The following is a 19,280-nucleotide window of genomic DNA, read 5'->3' on the forward strand; positions in this document are numbered from 1 at the left end:
CTAGTCGCTACCCCGCCCTCTGCGTGAGAGTACCCGTTTTTGCGGGCGTGGGACTTCGGTCGTCCCTTCGGGCTCCAGACCCGTTTACCCCGCTGCGTTGAAACTCATGTCGTCTGCTTGCCTTCGCGTGGCGATCTATCAGTTGATCGTCACGCGAAACTTCACGACGACCTGCGAACTTGCGGCCACCGTGGTGATCGCCGGCGCGCCCACCGTCAGGGTGATACCCGTGCGCACGCAGCCGTCGACGTTGCTGTCGACGCCACCCGCCTCGGCGATACAGAAGGTCGGCGCGCCCGCACCCACCTGGATGCTGACATCGCGCGAGCCCGTGTACTGGCCGGGAAACAGGTAGGTAGTCAGGGCCGGGACCGGATCGCTGACCGAGTTCAACGTCGCCGGCTGCGCGCCGGAGTTGACGACCGTGATGGTGTATTCCATGACCGCGCCCGGGATCGCCTTCGCGTTCGCCGAGACGAGGTTGAACGGATCGGAGATCACCACGCTGCTCTTCGATACCGCCAGTGCGGCCGAAGAAACCAGATAGGTGTCGTCCGCGGTCGCGACGCTGTTGCGCACCACGATCTGGATGCCCGCCGCGGTATCTGCACCCGGAGTCGCAACCCACGCCGGATTGCCCACAGCCGTATCACGCGCAGTCGCCGTCAAACGGGCCAATGCCGTGTTGGTGTTGGCTGCCGAGGACGGAACGTCACCGATCACGAAGACCGCGACCGAGGCGTTGCGCGCCAATGTCGGTATCGTCGAGGCGGTGTCGGTACCCGCTTCATAGGTGCCGTTGCCGTTCGCGTCGACTCGCAGGATATAACCCGGCGTGCCCGTGGCGGGCGGCTGGTTCATATCGAAGTTGTCGCCCGTGCTCGGGTTGACCGCCGCGAGCGTGAACGCCGAGGCAATGTTGCTGGTGTTGGTCAGCGTGAACACCGTAACCGCATCCAGCTGGCCGGGCGTCACGTTGACCGTGGTGCCGCCAGTGAGGTTGAGGTTGATCACCGTATCGACGAGAAACGTGGCGCTCGCGTTGATAGGTGTCTGGGCGATCGAGTTGACCGTGTAATTGACCGTCGCGGTGTTGACGACCGATGTGCCCGAGGCGGTGTTCTGTGCGAACGCCGTGCCGGACCAACCGATTGCCCCCAACGCAACGGCGGCGAGACCGAATCGCCGCATTTGCTTGTGGAACAGAATCATGGGTACTCCTCTCTACTCTCCAAGAAAAAACTAGTTCAGCAGCGCGCGAAAACTCGCGGCGGCCTGCGCACCGGGGGCGAGCGAACTCTTGAACGCCCAGCGGAAAAATTTGTATTCGTCGGGGCGCGCCTTGCGGCTCACACCGTTCTCGAGCACCGCCAGCTGATCGGCGTTGCCGAAAGTCTTGCCGTCCAGCGAATAGGCGACGTCGGCGCCGGTCGCCATCGCGGAGCTCGCGACGTAGCTCATGTGCTCCGGAATGACATTGCTGATCTCGATCTTGTCGACCGGCTGCTTGCAGACGTTGCTGGCGGTGGTCGTGTAGATGACCAGCGTGCCGGGCGTGGCCGTCGCGAGCGGCAGGAGCTTCGTGGATCTGACGCCCTTGGCGTCCACCACTTCCTTCTCGACCTCGGCGACCGACTTCACCTCGACGCAGTTCTGCGTCTGCGCGAAAGCCTGCAGGCTCACGCTGCAAGCCAACAATGCGGCGAGGCCGGCGAATTTCTGAATCCCGTTGCTCATATGTGTCTCCTTCACTGCGGACTTCCCGCTTTTCAGTTGATGGTCACGGCGAACGTGATCGTCTGCGATCCGCTTGCCTGGGTAAGGTTGCCGAGCGCCACGCGTACGCGGGCGGCCGGGGTCGCGAGGTAGTCGCCCGCGTCGGCGTCCGCGTTGTCGGTGATCGCGGCTGCATTGAGGCGCAACGTGCCGGGCACGTACGTCGTGTTCGCCGGAATGTTGTCGCTGAAGATCGGATTGAGCGCGGTGCCCGTGCCGGTAGCGCTGACCACGATCGAGTAGTTGATGCGGGCGCCGGGAACCGGGCGCGCGCCGCCGAACGGGTCGACCACGACCTGGGACTTCACGGCATTCACGGCGACACCCGCGACGAGATACTGGCCGGTGGCATCGCCGTCGGCGCCGGTGGTTCCAACCACGGCATCCGTGCCGCCAACGCCCTGGCCCGCGAAGGTGGTGCCTGGCGTGCCGGTACCGGTGCGCGCATCCGCCGCCAGGCGCGAGAAGCCCCGGTTGCCATCAACCACCGTGGCGGGGATGTCATTGACGACCATGACGGTGACGAACGCGTCGGCATTCAGCACCGGATCGTTCGTGCCGACGACGTAGGCCGTGTCGCCGGGCGAGAGATCGCCGCTCGCGTCCGTGTCGAAGTAGATAGAAGGTGTGGCGGCCGCCGGGTCGAACTCGTCACCCGTCAGCACGCTGTTCATCACCAGGCGGAAGGTCTCGGGGCCGTTGCCGGTGTTCGTCACGCGGTAGACGATTTCCTGCTGCGTGTCGCCGGCGCTCACCGAGACGGTTGGCGTCTGCAGAGTCACAACGACGTCCAGGATCTCGGCCACCGTGACGCTCACGGTGTTGGAGTTCGTGGTGCTCGTGACCGTGCCGACGCTGAAGGCGACCTGCGCGGTGTTGTCGATCACGGTGCCGGCCGGAACGCCCGTCGCCTCGGCAGGGTTGGAGCCGAGGGCCAACGCGGCTGCGAGAGCGCCGACAGCGGTGATCAAACGTAGTGACTGCAAGACGATTACTCCTCGAATGTCCTAATCCGTTGGCTACCCTTCCCGCGACCGATTGTGGGAACAGCCGTCAAACCGATGACGACTACGGGTTTGGATGATTCGTTGGAGGGCATAATAGGAATCGAGGGCCCTTGGCCACGTGACTGCGGTCACGCCGACCCCGTCGCCACTGGGATACGGATCACATATAACGAGTGCAGCCCGCCCCGAGATCGCCCATGGCAGCCAAAAGACCCCGCCAAGCCCGTGAAAATGTGACGGAAATCCGTTCTGCCTCCGGGGAGGCTGCGAACGAAAATTCCCCTCAAGATGGCTTCGCGCCGGCCGATAAAGAGGCGCAACCCGAGCTCGAACACGAAGCCGCGACAGATGCCGCCGAACAGATCCTCGGCGCAAATCCTTTGTTAGGTCTGGACCGCGAAGAGTTGTTAGTCGCCGGCAGGCGGCTGCTGCGGCTCATGACCGTCAATCCGCAGGTGCTGATCGAGGAAAACCTCGCCTTCGGCCGCGAGTGTTTCGCCATCGCCATGGGCCGATCGCAGATTGCCGCCGATCCGCGCGACCGCCGTTTCAGCCACGTCGTCTGGCAGAAGAGTGGTTACTACAAACGCCTCATGCAGGGCTTCGTCGCCTGGCGCGACATGTTGAATCGCGTGCTCGATCGCGCCGACACCAGCACCGAAGACCGCGAGCGTGCGCGCTTCGTCCTGCAGCTGTTCACCGAGACGTTCGCGCCGACGAATTCGCTGTTCGGCAATCCGGGTGCGCTGCAAAGGATCACCGAGACGCGCGGCAAGAGCCTGTTGTACGGCCTCACGAATTTCATCGACGATCTCACGAACAATTTCGGCATGCCGCGCCAGGTCGACGAGCGCAAATTCCAGGTGGGCAAGAACCTGGCGACGACTCCGGGCGCGGTGGTCTATCGCGGCGAGGCGTTCGAGCTCATTCAGTACACGCCGCAGACCGACCTCGTGCACCGGCGGCCGCTGATCATCGTGCCGCCGCAGATCAACAAGTTCTACGCCACCGATCTTTCGGCCGGGCGCAGCTTCGCCGAGTACGCGGTCCAGCACGGCATACAGACCTTCTGCATCAGCTGGCGCAATCCGACCGCCGCGCAACGCGACTGGAACATGGAGACCTACCTGTCTGCGTGCAAACAGGCGATCACCGTCGCGCGCGAAATCACCGGTGCCGACCGGGTCAACATGATGGCCGCGTGCGCGGGCGGATTCACGCTCGCGACTTTGTTGGGGCACCTCAAGGCAAAGGGCGAAGACACAGTCGAGAGCGCCACGCTGCTAGTTACCGTGCTCGACACCGAGGCCCCCACGTTGCTGGGCCAGTTCGCCTCGCGCTCCGGCGTCGCGGCCACCATCGAAAAGTCCCGCCGCAAGGGCGTGCTCGAAGGCAGCGAGATGGCGCGCGTATTCGCCTGGCTGCGGCCGAACGATCTCGTGTGGCTGTTCGTGGCAAACAACTGGGTGATGGGCAATCGCCCGCCCGCCTTCGACATCCTCTACTGGAATTCCGACACCACGCGACTGCCGGCGGAATTTCACGCCGACCTGCTGCGCATGTTCATGGAGAATCCGCTCAAGGTACCGGGGAAGATCGAAGCGCTCGGCACTCCCATCGACATGTCGAAGGTGGACGTACCGGCCTACGTGGTCGCGGGCATCACCGATCACATCACGCCGTGGCAGGCGTGTTACCAATCGAAGAATATCCTGCGTGGCAAAATCGACTTCGTCCTTTCCTCGAGCGGACACATTCAAAGCATCGTGAATCCGCCCACCAATCCAAAAGCCAAATATTTTCTCAATGCGTCGATGGCAGACGATGCCGAGACGTGGCTCGCGAGCGCCAGCGAACACCCCGGCAGCTGGTGGACTCACTGGAGCGAGTGGTATCGACAGCACGGCGCGGGCGAAGTGCCGGCGCCGAAGGTCGTCGGCAGCACGACCCATCCTGCGGGGGATCCGGCGCCGGGCCGTTACGTCCATCAGCGATGAGCAAACCCCATGTCGAATTCATCGAGGTCGATGGCGTCAACCTGCGCGTAGCGACCCAGAAGGGCCGCATCGGCCTGCCGCTGCTGATCTTCAACGGCATCGGCGCAAATCTCGAGCTGTGTTTCCCGTTCATGGAAGCATTGCCGGACAAGGAAATCGTGATTTTCGACGTGCCCGGTGTGGGCCGGTCCGAGATGAGCTGGCGGCCTCGCCGGTTCTCCGGCCTCGCTCGCCTGGCTAACAAGCTGCTCGATCGCCTCGGCTACCAGCAGGTCGACGTGATCGGCGTGTCGTGGGGCGGCGCGTTAGCCCAGCAGTTCGCGCGGCAGTACCCGCAGCGCTGCCGCCGCCTCGTGCTCGCGGCCACTTCGCCGGGGGCGATCATGGTTCCGGGGCGACCTTCCGCGTTGTCGAAGATGATGACGCCGCGCCGATATCTGTCGCCGACCTACATGCAGCAGGCGGCCGGCGACATCTACGGCGGTGAAGCGCGTCGCGATCCGAAGATCATGTCGGCGCATACCGCGCGGATCATCGCGCCGCAGTTCATGGGATACATCTATCAGCTCATCGCCGGCATGGGATGGACGAGCATCCACTGGCTCCACAAGATCCGGCAGCCCACGCTGGTGATGGCCGGGTCGGAAGATCCGCTGGTGCCACCCGTGAATGCGCGGATCATTTCCATGCTGATTCCCAACAACCGGCTACACATCGTGCCGGGCGGGGGTCACCTCTTCATGCTCCACTCAATAGATAAAGTGGCGCCAGTGGTCCGCGAATTCCTCGATTCGGGAACGCCTCTCAAGGTCTGAAGGACCGGCTTGACTTCATGGAGCCTCTTCGTATGATGCGTCGCAACATTGCTGCGACGCAGCACAGGAGACCCCATGAATTTTCAGGAAAAAGTGTTGGAAGCGACCGCCGAACTGCGCAGCCGTGCCGCCAAGCGCGTGGAAGGGCTGAAAGGCTCGCTGGCCACGCTGAGCGTGGCGAGCCGCGAATTCAACAAGGTTGCCCGCCGCCATGTCGCGCGCTTCGTCAAAGAGAACTCGACGATCGCCGTTGCCGCCGGCAAAGACGTCTCCGCCCTGGCGCGTACGACCTTCGCCACGCTCGCCAAGCGCCCCGCCGCCAAGACGACCCGCAAGCCGCCAGCGCGCAAGCGTTCGAGCGCCAAAGCCGCCTGACCGACCCCCCGTCGCGGGCTGCACAAGTCCGTGACAACCAGCGCGCCCCGTCCGCGGGGCGCGCTGTTCTCGCTGGGCATCCCGATTTTTGTTTTCGGTTTTTCCGGCTTATTCACAGTCCTGTTACCGCTATCATTTTTTCGATAGCCGGCGCTTTGTTCGCCGCTATACTCCGTTGTCTCGCCAGGACACAGGCAGACAAGTCGAGGACTCGTGATGGCCACTGCGCCGCAATCGTTCGCCGCCCTCCCGCAGATTTCCCCCGCAGTCGCCGATTGGGTCGAATCCGTTCGACAGCTAACCACCCCGGACAAAATCCAGTGGTGTGATGGCTCCGCCGCCGAATTGGCGCGCCTCAAGCAGACTCTCGAGAAATCCGGCGAGCTCAAGCAGCTCAACCAGAAGACCTTCCCCGGCTGCCACATCGCGTATTCGCACCCCTCGGACGTGGCGCGCGTCGAACACCTGACCTTCATCTGCACGACGAACCGCGAAGACGCCGGGCCTAACAACAACTGGATGGCCCCGGACGCGGCGCGCGCCAAGATGCGCGACCTGTTCAAGGGCTGCATGAAAGGCCGCACTCTCTACGTGGTGCCGTACTGCATGGGGCCGATCGATTCGCCCTATTCGCGCTGCGGCGTCGAAATCACCGACAGCGCCTACGTCGTCATCAACATGGCGATCATGACGCGTATGGGCCGCACGGCGCTCGAGCGGATCGCGCGCGACGGCACGTTCGTGAAGGGCCTGCATTCGATCGGCGAGCTCGATCCGAACCGCCGCTTCATCATGCATTTTCCCGAAGACCTCTCGATCGAGAGTTTCGGCTCCGGATACGGCGGCAACGCGCTGTTGGGCAAGAAGTGCCATGCGCTGCGCATTGCGAGCTGGCAGGCACGCGACGAGGGTTGGCTGGCAGAGCACATGCTCATCGTCGGACTCGAAAACCCGCAAGGCGAGACTCACTACATCGCGGCGGCGTTCCCCTCCGCGTGTGGCAAAACCAACCTCGCCATGCTCATTCCGCCGGATTCGATGCCGGGCTGGAAGGTCTGGACGGTGGGCGACGACATCGCCTGGCTGCATCCCGGGCCGGACGGCCGGTTGTATGCGATCAACCCGGAGGCCGGCTATTTCGGGGTCGTGCCCGGCACGAATCGCGCGACCAATCGCAATGCGTTCGACATGATCCACCGCGACACGTTGTTCACCAACGTCGCGCTCACCGCGGACAACGAGCCGTGGTGGGAAGGGCGCAAACTCAATACCCCCGTGCTCGACTGGCAGGGCAAGCGGTTCGACCCGGCGAGCGGCGGGGTGTCCGCGCACCCGAATTCGCGGTTCACGGTCTCGGCCACCAACAACCCTATCTACTCTTCGCATAGCGAAGATGCGATGGGCGTGCCGATCTCGGCCATCGTGTTCGGCGGCCGGCGCCGCGAAGTGGCGCCGCTCGTATACGAAGCCCGCGACTGGCAACACGGCGTGGTGGTCGGCGCATCCGTGGCGTCCGAGACCACGGCGGCCGCGACCGGCGCGGTGGGCATCGTGCGACGCGATCCGATGGCGATGAAGCCGTTCGCCGGCTACAACTTCGGCGATTACTGGGCGCATTGGCTCGAGACGGGCAAACGCCTCAAGAATCCGCCGAAGCTGTTCCACGTCAACTGGTTCCGCCGCGACGCCAGCGGCAAGTTCCTGTGGCCGGGATTTGGCGACAACCTGCGCGTCATGGAATGGGTGCTCAAGCGCTGCGCCGGACAGGTGGGCGCGGACGAGTCCGCGATTGGTTATCTACCGAAGACGGCCGACCTCAACCTCAAGGGCGTCGACATCAACGAAGCGACAATGCAGGAATTGCTCGCAGTGACCCCGGACGCCTGGCGGAAGGAAGTCGCTGAAATGCGCGAGTATCTGAAGGAATTCGGCGCGCGCGCTCCGGCGGAGATGTCCGCGGAGCTCGACGGGATCGAGAAGCGCCTGGGCTAGAGTTGGTGTCAGGTGGGACTTGCGGGAACTGGCGGCGGCCGCCAGTTCCCGCAAGTCCCACCTGACACCAACCCCTACGCTTCTTCGCAGTAGAAGCGGATCGTCAACGGCGAATCGCGCTCGGGGACCCGGCCGAGACCGATCAATCCTTCGCCCTTGATCTGCACGCTGTCGCGACGTACGAACAATTCTTCGCCGCCTTCTGCCTGCACGAAAGTCCCGTTGGTGCTCTGATCGATGAGCACGAACTTGTTGCGGTTGATCTCGATACGCGCGTGCAGCCGCGAGATGAGATTGCCGCGGATCACGAGATCGTTGTCGTCGGCCCTGCCGATCGCGACGTTCGGCCGCTGCTCGGTCAGCATCACCTCACCACCGTCGAACGTGAGCCGCAGGCGCATGGCGCGGCGGCCCTCCGCGGCGGTGATCGACACGGACGGCAACATGCTGGTGATGTCGTCGGTCTGCCACAACACTTCGAACAAAGTGACTTCGGCACCCTGCCCCTTGAGCGTCGCGACGTCTATCTGCCGCACCGCCGACTGCCAGTCCGGCGACAGCAACGCGACCATCGCTTCGGTCGTGATGATCTGGCCGGCTTTTGCCTGGCTCGTCATGCGATTCGCGGTGTGCACCGTCGAACCGAACACGTCCCGATTCTCGACCACCACCGGCCCCGCGTGGCAGCCGATACGGATCGCGACGTGGTGCCCTTCGGCCGTCAGGTCGGGATTGCCGGTAATGGACTTCTGCATCTTCGCCGCGGCATTCAACGCGTCGTTGGCCACGGCGAATGTGGACATCACTTCATCGCCCATCGTCTTGATGACCGTGCCGTGATGCTCTTCGGTCGCCTGCCGCATGATGTCGATGCAGGTCGCCACCACTTCGCGTGCGCGCTGGTCCCCGAGCTCCTCGTAGAGCCGCGTCGAGCCGACGACGTCGGCAAACACGATGGCGAGTTCGATGTCTTTGGCCATAGGGATCAAATGGATGAACGCGGGCGATTATACGCATATGACATAGAATGGCAGCCCATTCCCTGCAGGGTCCTCATGGGCAAAGGCCACATGACCAAACACAAATCCCGGATTTTGATCGCCTCGCTTCTCGTGTTCGCCGGCTTCGCGAGCGCGGCTGACAAGCCTCAGGCCTTCTCGCGCGCCGACCTCGCGAGCGCCAATTCCCTGCGAGAAAAAGCCCTCGCGGACACCACGGCCTATGAACTCGTCGAGTCATTGACCACCGAGGTTGGCCCCCGGCCTGCGGGTTCGCCGGGCGACAAGGCCGCGGTTGCCTGGGGCCTGCGCGAAATGCAGCGCCTGGGTTTCTCAAATGTGCATGCCGTCCCCGCAGCCGTACCTCATTGGGTGCGTGGCGAGGCGGAATTCTCGGTGCTCGCGCCCTGGCCGCAGGTCATGCCCGTACTGGCGCTCGGCGGCAGCGTCGGTACAGGTTCCGAAGGCATCGCAGCCGACGCGGTGATGGTGAAAGATCTCGCGGCCCTGGCCGCGCTGCCGGCCGGCGCCGTGAAAGGCAAGATCGTCTTCTTCAGCAATCGCATGGAGCGGACGCGCGATGGCGCAGGCTACGGCAAGGCCGTTGCCGTGCGTGCGCTCGGCCCCTCGGCGGCGGGTGCGCTCGGCGCCATCGGCGTCGTGATCCGCTCGATCAGCACCAGCAACAATCGCCTGCCGCATACCGGCGCCCTTCGATATGCCGCGGACCAGCCGCGTATCCCCGCGGTCGCGCTGTCGAACCCGGACGCGGACGCACTGGAGCGGCAATTTGCGAGCGGCAAATCCGTGCGCCTAGCTTTGAAGAGCAGCTCCCGAGATCTGCCGCTGGAGCAGTCCGCCAATGTCGTGGGCGAAATACCGGGCAGCGACCTCGCCCAGGAAATCGTGATCCTGGGGGCGCACCTGGACTCCTGGGATCCTGGAGTCGGTGCGATCGACGACGGCGCGGGCGTCGGCATCGTCATGGGCGCGGCCAATGCCATCAAACAGCTGGGGCTCAAGCCGCGCCGCACGATCCGCGTGCTGCTGTTCGCCAACGAGGAATTCGGCACCTCCGGTTCGAAGGCCTATCTAGAATCGCTCGGTGCGGATGCCGCGAACCACGTGTTGGGGCTCGAGTCGGATTTCGGCGTTGGCCCGGTCTGGCGGCTAGCTAGTCGCGTGGATCCGGCGGACCTGCCCGCGGTGGATCAGATCTTCCGCGCGCTCGCGCCCTTGAAACTGGTGCGCGGCAACAACGAAGGCGCCGGTGGCGCCGATCTCGAAGGCCTCGCCAGGCTCGGCATGCCGATCCTCGAGCCAACGCTCGATGGCACCCTGTATTTCGACATCCATCACAGCGCCAATGACACGATGTTGCAGGTGGACCCGGCGGCGCTGCGACAGAGCGTCGCGGCCTACGCCGTCGCCACCTGGCTGGGCGCGCAGTATTCAGGCACCTGGCAACGCGTGACCACGCCTAAGCCGCCGCGTCGCTGATCCGCTCGCTGGCTTCACCGGCCGCCAACAGCAGTTCGGCAGGCGCGTCCGGGGCGCGCGCTCCTTCGGAAAGCCGGCGGCGGAATTCCTTGGCGCCGGGCTGGCCGGCGTACAGGCCCAACATGTGCCGCGCGATCCAGCTCAGGCGTTCGCCACGCGCCAATTCGCGCCGCGCGTATGACGTCATCCGCTCCAGCATCTGCAGCCGCGTGGGTGCGGCTGCGCCACTCGACAGCTCCGAAAGCAGCATCGGGCGATGATAGGCCTCGCGGCCCAGCATCGCGCCGTCCGCCCACTCGAGCTCGCTAACTACCTGCTCCGCCGTTCGCATGCCGCCGTTGAGCACGACGGGCACGGGCGCGATCCGCTCTTTGAGTTCACGCACCACGTCGTAACGCAGCGGCGGAATCTCGCGGTTGTCTCGCGGCGACCACGCGCCGAGCACCGCCTTGCGCGCATGCACGATGACCGCATCGCAGCCGGCAGCGACGATACCGTCCACGAATTCATCGAGCGCAGCCGCTTCGGGCTCGCCAAACCTCGCGGCCGCGGCGCGCGCCGACTCGCGCCGGGATTCGCCGTGTTGTGGCAACTCTGCCGCGTCGACAACGCCGATACGCAGCTTGACCGTGACCGGGATCGCAACCGCCTCGCGCATCGATTGCACGCACTCGGCCACGAGTTGCGGCCGCAACATCAGGCAGGCGCCGAATGCGCCCGAATGCACGCGATCGCTGGGGCAGCCGCAGTTGAGGTTGATTTCGTCGTAACCCATCGCGGCGCCGATGCGCGCGGCCTCCGCAAGATCCCTGGGATCGCTGCCGCCGAGCTGCAGCGCGACGGGATGTTCTTCGGCCTCGAACCGCAGCAGCTTTTCACGGTCACCGCGCAGCACCGCGCCAGTGGTGATCATCTCTGTATATAGAAGAGTGTCGGCGGAGAAGCCGCGCAGGAAAAACCGGCAGTGGCGGTCGGTCCAATCCATCATGGGTGCGACCGAGATTCTGCGGTCGAGGGATTTGCTCGTTTTCTCGACGGAAATGCCTTGTTTTGTAGCGTTTTCCACTTGCGGTGTTTCTGCGGGATTCTTGCGGATTTCGGGGAGTTTACTGGTTGCTGAGGGGACATAAAGGAGACAAGAATGGTTTCCAGACCTCTTGTCCCCTCAAAAAACCACCATGCCCACGATCAAAGCACGGAAGCAGGCGAACGGTTCGACGCGCTACACGGCGGTTGTTCGCCTCCGGCGCGGCACAACGGTGCTGCATCAGGAGAGCCGAACCTTCACCCATCGCACGGCGGCGCTGAGCTGGGCTAGGCACCGCGAAGTCGCGCTCGAAGATCCCGCGGAACTGGCCCGCAAGCAGCTCAGCACGCCGACGCTCGCGGAATTGATCCGTTGGTACATCGAGACGTTTGAGACGATCTCGCGTTGGCAACGGAGCAAGCAGACTCATCTGGAATTCCTGGAGCGCCACTCGCTCGCCAAGACCATTGCACACACCCTCACGGCTGCCGACCTCATTCGGCACGTCCAATCGCGTCGTGCAGAGGGCGCCGGCCCGGCGACCGTGATTAACGACCTGATCTGGATCGGCGTCGTTTTGCGAGCCGCCAAGAGCGTCAAAGAGCTTCCCGTGTGTCCGGAGGTTGTGCAGCAGGCTCGGAGCGCCTGCCGCGAGTTGCGTCTGGTCGGCAAGCCGAAGAAACGCACGCGGCGGCCGACCGCCGATGAACTCACACTGCTTCGCGAACATTTCAAGAGCCGAGATCGGCGGGCCGAGATTCCCATGCTGGCCGTCATGGAATTCGCCATCGCCTCTGCGCGGCGGGAGTCGGAAATCTGCCGACTCGAATGGCGCGACAATGATGAGGCCAATCGAACAGCCTTGGTCAGGGACGCGAAGCATCCCACTGGCAAGGATGGGAATCACCGGCGGTTCAAGTACACGCCTGAGGCTTGGGCACTCGCCGCCGCGCAACCTGAGACGAGCGAGCGCATTTTTCCTTATGACGCCAAGAGCGTCAGCGCCGCATTCACGCGAGCCTGCCACCTGCTGGGAATTCAGGATCTGCGTTTCCATGATTTGCGGCACGAGGCAACCAGCCGTCTGTTCGAACGCGGGTATCAGATCCATGAGGTCGCGCAGTTCACGCTGCATGAGTCCTGGAATGAGCTCAAGCGCTACACGAACCTGAAACCTGAGAATCTGCGGGATATCGCCCCGGCGACTGCAAGCAAGCCGCGCGCTAAGCAGCGCAAGTCATCTCGCGCGGCTAACCCGCCTTCTGACGCCGGACATCAATCAGCTCAGCGAGATCTGTGGCACTGACGAGCCAGGGCGATTTCTGCCCGCCCAGGCGAAATGCGCGGCAAGGCAGCTGCTTCGCGGGCGCCCGACGTCGGGCTTCAGCGCAGCTGAGCCCAAAGTATTTCGGCGCTACGCGCTCAAGCGGAATGTTCGCCTCACCGAATTCGGCTAACAACCCGAAGTATGTGCTGTTCACGACGGTGACCTGCGGAGTTCCAGCTATGCACCCCACTCTGCACGCGCATTCGAAAGACTTGAAGGTGAGGTTTCGCGCCTTTTTCGCCGCAAACTCGGCCAGATTCCTAACTGTCTAGCCAACGCTGGCAGGTATCCTTCCAATCCCGCTCCGATGAGTTAGCAAATTCAAACTATTCAAGACTCCCCCTCAACCGATTTGCGCTCACAAACCACTAGCGGAGAGAATAGCGCGGCATCGCATCCGGCGATTGCCGCAGAATCAAATACTGATCTCGGGGAAAAGCATGGACACCGGGCAAAAAACAGAATCCCTCGCGCAGCTGGTGGAGGACATAGACAAGCAAAGCGTGGTTCTGCCCGAGTTTCAGCGAGACTTCGTCTGGGAGATCGAAAAGACATTTGATCTCTTTGACTCCTTCATCAAAGACATCTTTGTTGGGTCACTGATTTACGGAATCCCAAGCTTCGAGATCACCGTTCGAGAACTCGACAGCCGACCGCGCGCAGGAAAGGGGAGCCGGACCAAACTCAAGTTGACGAGCTTCACACGCTCGCAGATTGAAAAACTGGTCAAAACAACCGGCTTCCGCTTGCTTCTCGATGGGCAGCAGCGTGCGACCTCCATTTATCGCTCGCTTAAGGGAATAGATCCCATATTCATCATTCTCTTCCCCGACGAAGAACTTCCCGAAGCTGTTCGTACAATTCCGACAGGCAAACGAACGCTCGAGCAAGTCACGAAGGCTGTTACGGGCGCCCCAATGGCTGAGCACGTCTGCATAAAGCTATCTGATGTCTACGCGACGTTGCGCGGCGAAATGCCGCGCGAGCGAGATAAGGTCAAGCCATTCCGGGATTCCACTTCACTCAAATTTGAATCTGACGACAAGGCGCAAGAGTCGGATTCCTTCAACGCGTACCTAACGCAAATGAAGAATCTCGAGAACATGTTTAGGCAAGAAAAACTGATTGCCTACTACCTACTAGATACTGATGAGGAGAAGTTTGCGCTTTTCTTCGAGCGGTCCAACAGTAAAGGAATTCAACTCAATTTCATCGACATCCTGGCGGCAAAGCTCTACGTTGGTTTCAATCTCCGCAACAAGGTCGAGGAGTTTGAAGACGAAGCTCCGCAACTTTCGTTGAATCGCGAGGCAGTTGTGCGCGCAATTAGCTTCATAGTCAGCGGCGGGAAAGACACCGGACGGGGATTCATCCTGGGAAATCTAACCCACGTCCACTTTACAGAGCATTGGCCAATCATTACCACGGCCTATAAGAAGGCCTACGACTATCTATTCCAGAATAGGCTCCTTATTCACAAGGATTGGGTACCGTACGAGAACATGCTCATCCCTCTGATGATTTTCTTGCGGCAACTGCCCGGAAATGACTTTGCGGAAATGAACGCATTGCAACGGCGTATCGTACAAACTTGGTATTGGTTTGCCGCTTTCGCTCGTCGCTACTCAAGCGCGGCGCAAACTCTAGTACTGGAAGACGCTCAGAACCTCGAGCGCGTTGGTCGGGGAGACTTCTCCGAAGTAAGCCCTTGGTTGGGGAAAATGCACCCACTCATTGTTACACCTGACGACCTTTACGGAGTGAGCAAGCAATATGATGCCGCATACAAAGGCATCCACAATCTGGTTCATTTCATTTCCGGTGGTCTGATCAACTGGCAAGGTGGCGATCGCCTGTCCCCTGAAAGCTCGCTCGAGGATCACCATATCTTTCCCCGCGACTACCTATTGAAGGTCCTCGAAAAGAAGGATGCGGACTCTGTTCGAATGACTGACTGCGTTGTGAATCGAACATTGATTCCTAAGCTACAGAACATTCGAATCAGCAATAAGCCGCCATCGAAATATCTGGCGGAACTTCAAGTAAAGAATCCCAAGCTGGCGACAGCGCTTGAGGCGCATTTCATTCCAAAAGACCTAATAGGCGGAACGTATGACGACATCTACGAGATCTTTCTCGAAGATCGTGCGAAGAAGATTTCAGACTTGATAGTTGGCGTCACGCGAACGGAACGAGAGTTGCTAGCGCGGGATCTAGGAACCTGAGCGGACTTGTCGCTGCGCTACAACGACAGAAATTTAATCTCAACTCCGTACGTCTGTTCAGCGCCGCGCAGAATTGTCGTCTCATGGACAGCAAGTAGATTGGCGGTTCCGGCTGCCCCTTTCGCAAACAGCGAAAGCAGTGCAGTGCACTCCTGTTTGTCTAGACCGCAAAGATCACTAAAGAAGTGATTGAAGAACAAGATCGTTTCTTTGACGGCAACGCGCGAATGCTCCCCTGTCCACGTTGCGAAGTCGAAGGGAATTCCGAGATGCGTTGCCTTCTTTTGCTGCTCAGCATCCTTTTCATATCTCTTGCTGCCTTTGTCGTCGATCGAGATCCGCACCGCAATCTTCGCGAGCTTCGGATGAACATACCGATTCCGAAATCCGAACAGTTCTGCGACTACCTGAAAGGGCGCACTTCCCCGATCGATATTCTTCGCAAAGCGCGACGCATACAGCGCATCGTACTTGTCGATTGTCGATAGCTTATCTAACTGTTTTACCACAATGGCCGGATACTCCATTCGTGCCATGCAACTGTTTGCAGCTGCCTCGACAGCAAGAACAGCGCTAGTAATTGCAGCGCGAGCAAAGCGGTTTACGGTTGGAAAATCTACGGGAGCTGCAGCTTGTGCTTGCTGGTCAAAACTGACGGCATCGGCGAGCAACGCGGCAAACCAGTTGACAGTCCAAGTCTCGGTCCATGGATCTTCCACAGTCATGACTTCAATTCGGTAACGCGCGGATTCGCGTCCCGAATCATTTTCACAATTTCATCAATCCTTATCTGCAGATCGTGCCTATCGGGAACTGCCGGCCCTCCCCCAACAATTGCACGCGCTATCGCCACCTTGTCCGGCTTCTCGATCCCGTCGAACGGGTGCGACCATTTGTTGCCGTCCCAGCTGTGTTTTGCCTTGCCGTGGACTGTTCGAGTCGCCGCATTCAACACTTCCGGTGGAATGTAGCTTTCAATCATGCGGCAATCCGTCACCCATGCGATCCCGCTCCCCTTCGACAGTTCTTCAACTACCCTTTGTTTCGTCGCATTTATTGCGCTCGAGGCTCTTTCCTTGTCGCTGTCGATTACCACCGCCAGGTGGCGATTAAGTTTTCGCAAGTCGATGAATTCGTTCGCGTCAGACTCATCCGCAGTTAGGTGACTGAGTAGTCGACCGCCGTAGAACATGATCGAGAAATGCAGGCCTTCGACAAGATCTGGATCCATTTGCTTAATCCAATGAGCCAGGTAAAGGCGATCCGATGGCCCTTCGACCCAGATCACCGCATTCGCCTGCAATAGATCTGACGCGTGATAACCGAGGGTCGAGCAAACATCTAAGTGATCGTCGGCTGTCTTAACGAGTTGGGCGCGAGTCCACCCATCCGGGTTGCTCACTTTGAAGATCGTTGCGTTCGGCGTATCCAGTAAATGTGCGGAGTGGGTCGAGATCAGATACTGGTTCGTCGTGTGGTCGGATAGGTAGCGGATGAGATGCTTCTGCAAAGTCGGATGCAGGTTCATCTCCGGCTCTTCGAGACAGATCAGTATTTCGTCATTGAGCGTCGCGTTTGCGGCGATCATCACTACTTGGTGGATGCCCGTCCCAAGGTTCGTCAAAGGCAAGAGCCGCCCGCCTATTCGAACGTGAATGGTGGTGGGTTCATGCGGAATCTCAATTTCCGCATCTGGTCTCTGCAGAACCGCGCGGAGAAAGTTGACGATCCTGCGAAACTTCTCTTGATCAGCAGCTCGCTCAAAAACCGGATGAGCCAGTTTCTGGAGTTCGCGAATCAATCCTTTGCCGTTCGGATCAGGCGCGGCCTGCACATCTGCTGTCATTTGCCGATACGCTGGAACGCTCCTTACCGTAACTGCAGGAATCACCTTCACCACGAGTTTCTGCAGTGACTCGGGAACAACGTGCTTTAGTTCTGTGCCTGCTGTGCCCGTCAAAGCCTTGTGCAAGATCTTCCATGACTCGATGTCCATGCCATAGTCAGTGTTTCCGACGGCATCTGTCGTCCTGCAAAGTCTGCGTAGTAGCTCATCCGGAAATCCCAAGCCGCGTTTATCGTTGTTGGCAGTCACCACCGGAATCCAAGCAAATCTTCTGGCCGGTCTTAGCGGAGTTGCGTTGAGCAGAGAGGTAAGAATTTGTTTGAGCCGATGAATCTCGTGCGACGGTCGACCGCTTCCAATACCCTCGGCAAGTAAAGAGATTGAAGCTTCGTCATTTGGAACCGGCAGGGCTAACTGTAAAGGCGCTCCACCGTCGCCAATCGGCACGTCAAGCTTTGCCACAGAATGATTTTGATATTGGTGCAGCTTCTCGCACGCGCTGACCAGCTGTTCGGCGACGAAAGTCAGTACGTTTGATTTGCCGCTGTTGTTTGGACCCGCAAGCAAATTGATCTTGCTTAGTGGGCCGATTACCTGAAGCTCCGGACCGAACGAGCGGTAGCCCGCGAGGCCAAATCCCAACAACGGCATCTTTTCCTTGTTGCTCACCATCCCTCCCCAAACACGGCGGCCGCGTGCAGCGGTCCCATTGTCACGTTGGATTGCAAAGCGGATGACAGCAGTCTGCCATCTTTCACGATTCGGTACATAGACAGCGCGGATATTGGCTGCGCGGATTGTTGCTCCTCGGCCATCGAAGAGCGGCAACTGGTTCATTCGCAGCTCACCGCTCGACAGTTAGTTGCATCTGCCGACGAGCATCCCGTGCGCGTTCCTGCACAGCCTGCGCCAGCCACTCGTGCTCCGTCTGCGGCGTCGGCATGCCCCTAATAAAGCGCTCGACTTCGTTCGCAAGCCCTTCCCTGCCGTCAGCGCGGAGCGCTTCTCGAACGCCAAGCCAGCCCCGAACCACGCTTCGGCGGGTGTCCAGAATCTGGGTCTTGCCTAACTCGCCCTGAACGCCTGAACGCAACGCGGCGACGACCGACTCGACGCGCCCCCGCATGTGAGTAGATCGGCCGTCGCGGATCGCCCGGTAGATGCCGTCGTGCTTCTGGGGTTTGGTGACGCCCCGAATTGCTCGCTCCGTCGCGTTCGCCGCGATGCCTTGCGCCCGGAGGTGGCTCGCGAACTGGCGCCGCCACTCCCGCAAGTTCTCCTTGCGAATGTTCATCCGCCTCCCCTGCTCACTCATCGCCTTCACGACCAGGTGGACGTGCGGATGGGGCTGGTCGGTGTGCAGCACCAGGGCGTACCGGTGCTTTAGTGCGAATTGTTCCCGGGCAAACGCGCGGCTCGCTTCGAGCACGCCTGCCGCCGGCGTACCAGCCGGCATCGACAACACGATGTTGTGCACCAGCTTGACCGGCTTGCGTCCCGGTACGCCGCGATAAGGGGATCGTGATTCCGCGGCGTCGAGGTCCACGTCCCAATCTTCGATCAACGCCTTTTCAGGCTCCTTCCCCTTGAGGTGCTCACCGTCGTCGGTTTCGATTTCGAACTCCTGACGACTGAGATATTTAAAATGAGCGGCGACCGCCTTGGCGCTCTGGCCGCCGCCGGAAATCTTGACCATCACTTCCGGGGTGTGCCGAACGGTGCGCGCGATCTGCTCGATCTGAGCGGGCAGCAGCAGCTGCCGCTCCGCGGCAACCCCACGCCCATGGCTCACGATGTCCAGGAACCCACCGTCGCCAGGGAGTCTAAAGTTGCGACGTGGCATCGCCGGAACTCCAGCTCGAGAGGTTGGTGCTGATGTACGAGCGAACGTGAACTCGGAGCGCCTCACAGGCTTTGAGGAAATTCCACAGCATCTCGCGGGTAACCCCTGCGCCCGAATCGCCCCGACGCGTAGCTAGTGCGATCTGGTTGAGGTTCCGGCCGATGGCAGCGAGCTCGCGGGTCGACTGCCGGATTGAGCGCAGCTCCGCCTCTGGCAATGGCGTCAGGGCGCGCAGATGGGCGCGGAGCAAGGTGGAGGCATAGGTCGCCGGTGCCAGGCAGCGAGCGGCAGAACGCGCCTGCAGCAGCCGGCGGTCGCCCACCGTGAGTCGGACGTAAAGGCGCGCCTGGCGTGCCGGTCGATAAGCGACGACGACCTCGCCCACCTCTGCCGCACCGGCGGTATGCAGAACAAGTTCGAGCATGCGCTTGAGCAGCGCGGACTCCGTGAGCTGCTGCCGTTCGGCGGCCGCTCGGAGCGCCGCCTTCGTCGCCTGAGACACACGACACTGAATGAATGCTTCGGCTGCCATGAGCAACATCGTGTGACAGC

General features: G+C 61.2%; 16 protein-coding genes. 7 read left to right on the forward strand and 9 right to left on the reverse strand.

Features of this window, described 5'->3' with window-relative positions; genetic code table 11:
* Positions 1-138: 138 nt before the first annotated feature.
* The 3 genes from WDO72_02255 to WDO72_02265 are packed head-to-tail and all read right to left on the reverse strand — an operon-like array spanning position 139 to position 2,762.
* On the reverse strand, positions 139-1,212 hold the full coding sequence (locus tag WDO72_02255; GenBank protein ID MEJ0084481.1) for a hypothetical protein: 1,074 nt from the start codon (positions 1,210-1,212) through the stop codon (positions 139-141).
* A 30-nt stretch (positions 1,213-1,242) separates the two neighbouring features.
* Positions 1,243-1,737 (reverse strand): hypothetical protein, encoded by a 495-nt coding sequence (locus WDO72_02260; protein MEJ0084482.1) that lies wholly within the window; start codon positions 1,735-1,737, stop codon positions 1,243-1,245.
* 32 nt (positions 1,738-1,769) lie between these two features.
* Positions 1,770-2,762, reverse strand: coding sequence for a hypothetical protein (locus tag WDO72_02265; protein MEJ0084483.1), 993 nt, complete (start codon positions 2,760-2,762; stop codon positions 1,770-1,772).
* A gap of 218 nt (positions 2,763-2,980) precedes the next feature.
* Between WDO72_02265 and WDO72_02270 the strand changes: the two genes are divergently transcribed.
* The 4 genes from WDO72_02270 (at position 2,981) to WDO72_02285 (ending at position 7,962) form a co-directional block, all read left to right on the forward strand.
* A complete protein-coding gene (locus WDO72_02270) occupies positions 2,981-4,780 on the forward strand; it encodes an alpha/beta fold hydrolase (GenBank protein ID MEJ0084484.1) in 1,800 nt (599 codons plus the stop codon).
* Positions 4,777-5,595, forward strand: coding sequence for a poly(3-hydroxyalkanoate) depolymerase (gene phaZ / locus WDO72_02275; GenBank protein ID MEJ0084485.1), 819 nt, complete (start codon positions 4,777-4,779; stop codon positions 5,593-5,595). Before WDO72_02270 ends, phaZ begins: the two co-directional genes overlap by 4 nt.
* A gap of 75 nt (positions 5,596-5,670) precedes the next feature.
* Positions 5,671-5,970 (forward strand): hypothetical protein, encoded by a 300-nt coding sequence (locus tag WDO72_02280; GenBank protein ID MEJ0084486.1) that lies wholly within the window; start codon positions 5,671-5,673, stop codon positions 5,968-5,970.
* A 216-nt stretch (positions 5,971-6,186) separates the two neighbouring features.
* A complete protein-coding gene (locus WDO72_02285; GenBank protein ID MEJ0084487.1) occupies positions 6,187-7,962 on the forward strand; it encodes a phosphoenolpyruvate carboxykinase (GTP) in 1,776 nt (591 codons plus the stop codon).
* A gap of 74 nt (positions 7,963-8,036) precedes the next feature.
* Here the strand turns inward: WDO72_02285 and WDO72_02290 are convergent, their stop codons facing one another.
* Positions 8,037-8,942, reverse strand: a complete 906-nt coding sequence (locus WDO72_02290; GenBank protein ID MEJ0084488.1) for an adenylate/guanylate cyclase domain-containing protein — start codon at positions 8,940-8,942, stop codon at positions 8,037-8,039.
* Between the two features lie 90 nt (positions 8,943-9,032).
* Between WDO72_02290 and WDO72_02295 the strand changes: the two genes are divergently transcribed.
* On the forward strand, positions 9,033-10,460 hold the full coding sequence (locus WDO72_02295; protein ID MEJ0084489.1) for a M20/M25/M40 family metallo-hydrolase: 1,428 nt from the start codon (positions 9,033-9,035) through the stop codon (positions 10,458-10,460).
* Here WDO72_02295 and dusA read toward each other — a convergent pair.
* Complete coding sequence (dusA, locus tag WDO72_02300) at positions 10,441-11,526, reverse strand: tRNA dihydrouridine(20/20a) synthase DusA (GenBank protein MEJ0084490.1); 1,086 nt, start codon at positions 11,524-11,526, stop codon at positions 10,441-10,443. The two genes, WDO72_02295 and dusA, sit on opposite strands and share 20 nt — an antisense overlap.
* Positions 11,527-11,638: 112 nt before the next feature.
* Here dusA and WDO72_02305 point away from each other — a divergent pair, with 112 nt between their 5' ends.
* Both WDO72_02305 and WDO72_02310 read left to right on the forward strand, forming a co-directional pair.
* Entirely contained in the window at positions 11,639-12,793 is a 1,155-nt protein-coding gene (locus WDO72_02305; protein MEJ0084491.1) for a tyrosine-type recombinase/integrase, read from the forward strand.
* A 461-nt stretch (positions 12,794-13,254) separates the two neighbouring features.
* Positions 13,255-15,039, forward strand: a complete 1,785-nt coding sequence (locus WDO72_02310; protein MEJ0084492.1) for a DUF262 domain-containing protein — start codon at positions 13,255-13,257, stop codon at positions 15,037-15,039.
* Between the two features lie 17 nt (positions 15,040-15,056).
* Here WDO72_02310 and WDO72_02315 read toward each other — a convergent pair whose 3' ends face one another.
* The 4 genes from WDO72_02315 to WDO72_02330 are packed head-to-tail and all read right to left on the reverse strand — an operon-like array spanning position 15,057 to position 19,260.
* Entirely contained in the window at positions 15,057-15,764 is a 708-nt protein-coding gene (locus tag WDO72_02315) for a hypothetical protein (GenBank protein ID MEJ0084493.1), read from the reverse strand.
* Complete coding sequence (locus WDO72_02320; protein ID MEJ0084494.1) at positions 15,761-17,722, reverse strand: AAA family ATPase; 1,962 nt, start codon at positions 17,720-17,722, stop codon at positions 15,761-15,763. Before WDO72_02320 ends, WDO72_02315 begins: the two co-directional genes overlap by 4 nt.
* A 7-nt stretch (positions 17,723-17,729) precedes the next feature.
* Positions 17,730-18,728, reverse strand: coding sequence for a relaxase/mobilization nuclease domain-containing protein (locus WDO72_02325; protein MEJ0084495.1), 999 nt, complete (start codon positions 18,726-18,728; stop codon positions 17,730-17,732).
* Positions 18,709-19,260 (reverse strand): hypothetical protein, encoded by a 552-nt coding sequence (locus tag WDO72_02330; protein ID MEJ0084496.1) that lies wholly within the window; start codon positions 19,258-19,260, stop codon positions 18,709-18,711. The genes WDO72_02325 and WDO72_02330 overlap by 20 nt, the downstream gene beginning before the upstream one ends.
* Positions 19,261-19,280: the final 20 nt, after the last annotated feature.

This window comes from Pseudomonadota bacterium (assembly GCA_037200975.1).
In the GTDB taxonomy this organism is placed as follows: Bacteria; Pseudomonadota; Gammaproteobacteria; order Steroidobacterales; family Steroidobacteraceae; genus CADEED01.

Excerpts from the sequence above, each read along its gene's own strand:
- WDO72_02255 (MEJ0084481.1), bottom strand. The coding sequence starts at position 1,212 with ATGATTCTGTTCCACAAGCAAATGCGGCGATTCGGTCTCGCCGCCGTT.
- WDO72_02260 (MEJ0084482.1), bottom strand. The coding sequence starts at position 1,737 with ATGAGCAACGGGATTCAGAAATTCGCCGGCCTCGCCGCATTGTTGGCT.
- WDO72_02270 (MEJ0084484.1), top strand. The coding sequence starts at position 2,981 with ATGGCAGCCAAAAGACCCCGCCAAGCCCGTGAAAATGTGACGGAAATC.
- phaZ (MEJ0084485.1), top strand. The coding sequence starts at position 4,777 with ATGAGCAAACCCCATGTCGAATTCATCGAGGTCGATGGCGTCAACCTG.
- WDO72_02280 (MEJ0084486.1), top strand. The coding sequence starts at position 5,671 with ATGAATTTTCAGGAAAAAGTGTTGGAAGCGACCGCCGAACTGCGCAGC.
- WDO72_02285 (MEJ0084487.1), top strand. The coding sequence starts at position 6,187 with ATGGCCACTGCGCCGCAATCGTTCGCCGCCCTCCCGCAGATTTCCCCC.
- WDO72_02290 (MEJ0084488.1), bottom strand. The coding sequence starts at position 8,942 with ATGGCCAAAGACATCGAACTCGCCATCGTGTTTGCCGACGTCGTCGGC.
- WDO72_02295 (MEJ0084489.1), top strand. The coding sequence starts at position 9,033 with ATGACCAAACACAAATCCCGGATTTTGATCGCCTCGCTTCTCGTGTTC.
- WDO72_02305 (MEJ0084491.1), top strand. The coding sequence starts at position 11,639 with ATGCCCACGATCAAAGCACGGAAGCAGGCGAACGGTTCGACGCGCTAC.
- WDO72_02310 (MEJ0084492.1), top strand. The coding sequence starts at position 13,255 with ATGGACACCGGGCAAAAAACAGAATCCCTCGCGCAGCTGGTGGAGGAC.
- WDO72_02315 (MEJ0084493.1), bottom strand. The coding sequence starts at position 15,764 with ATGACTGTGGAAGATCCATGGACCGAGACTTGGACTGTCAACTGGTTT.
- WDO72_02320 (MEJ0084494.1), bottom strand. The coding sequence starts at position 17,722 with ATGAACCAGTTGCCGCTCTTCGATGGCCGAGGAGCAACAATCCGCGCA.
- WDO72_02325 (MEJ0084495.1), bottom strand. The coding sequence starts at position 18,728 with ATGCCACGTCGCAACTTTAGACTCCCTGGCGACGGTGGGTTCCTGGAC.
- WDO72_02330 (MEJ0084496.1), bottom strand. The coding sequence starts at position 19,260 with ATGGCAGCCGAAGCATTCATTCAGTGTCGTGTGTCTCAGGCGACGAAG.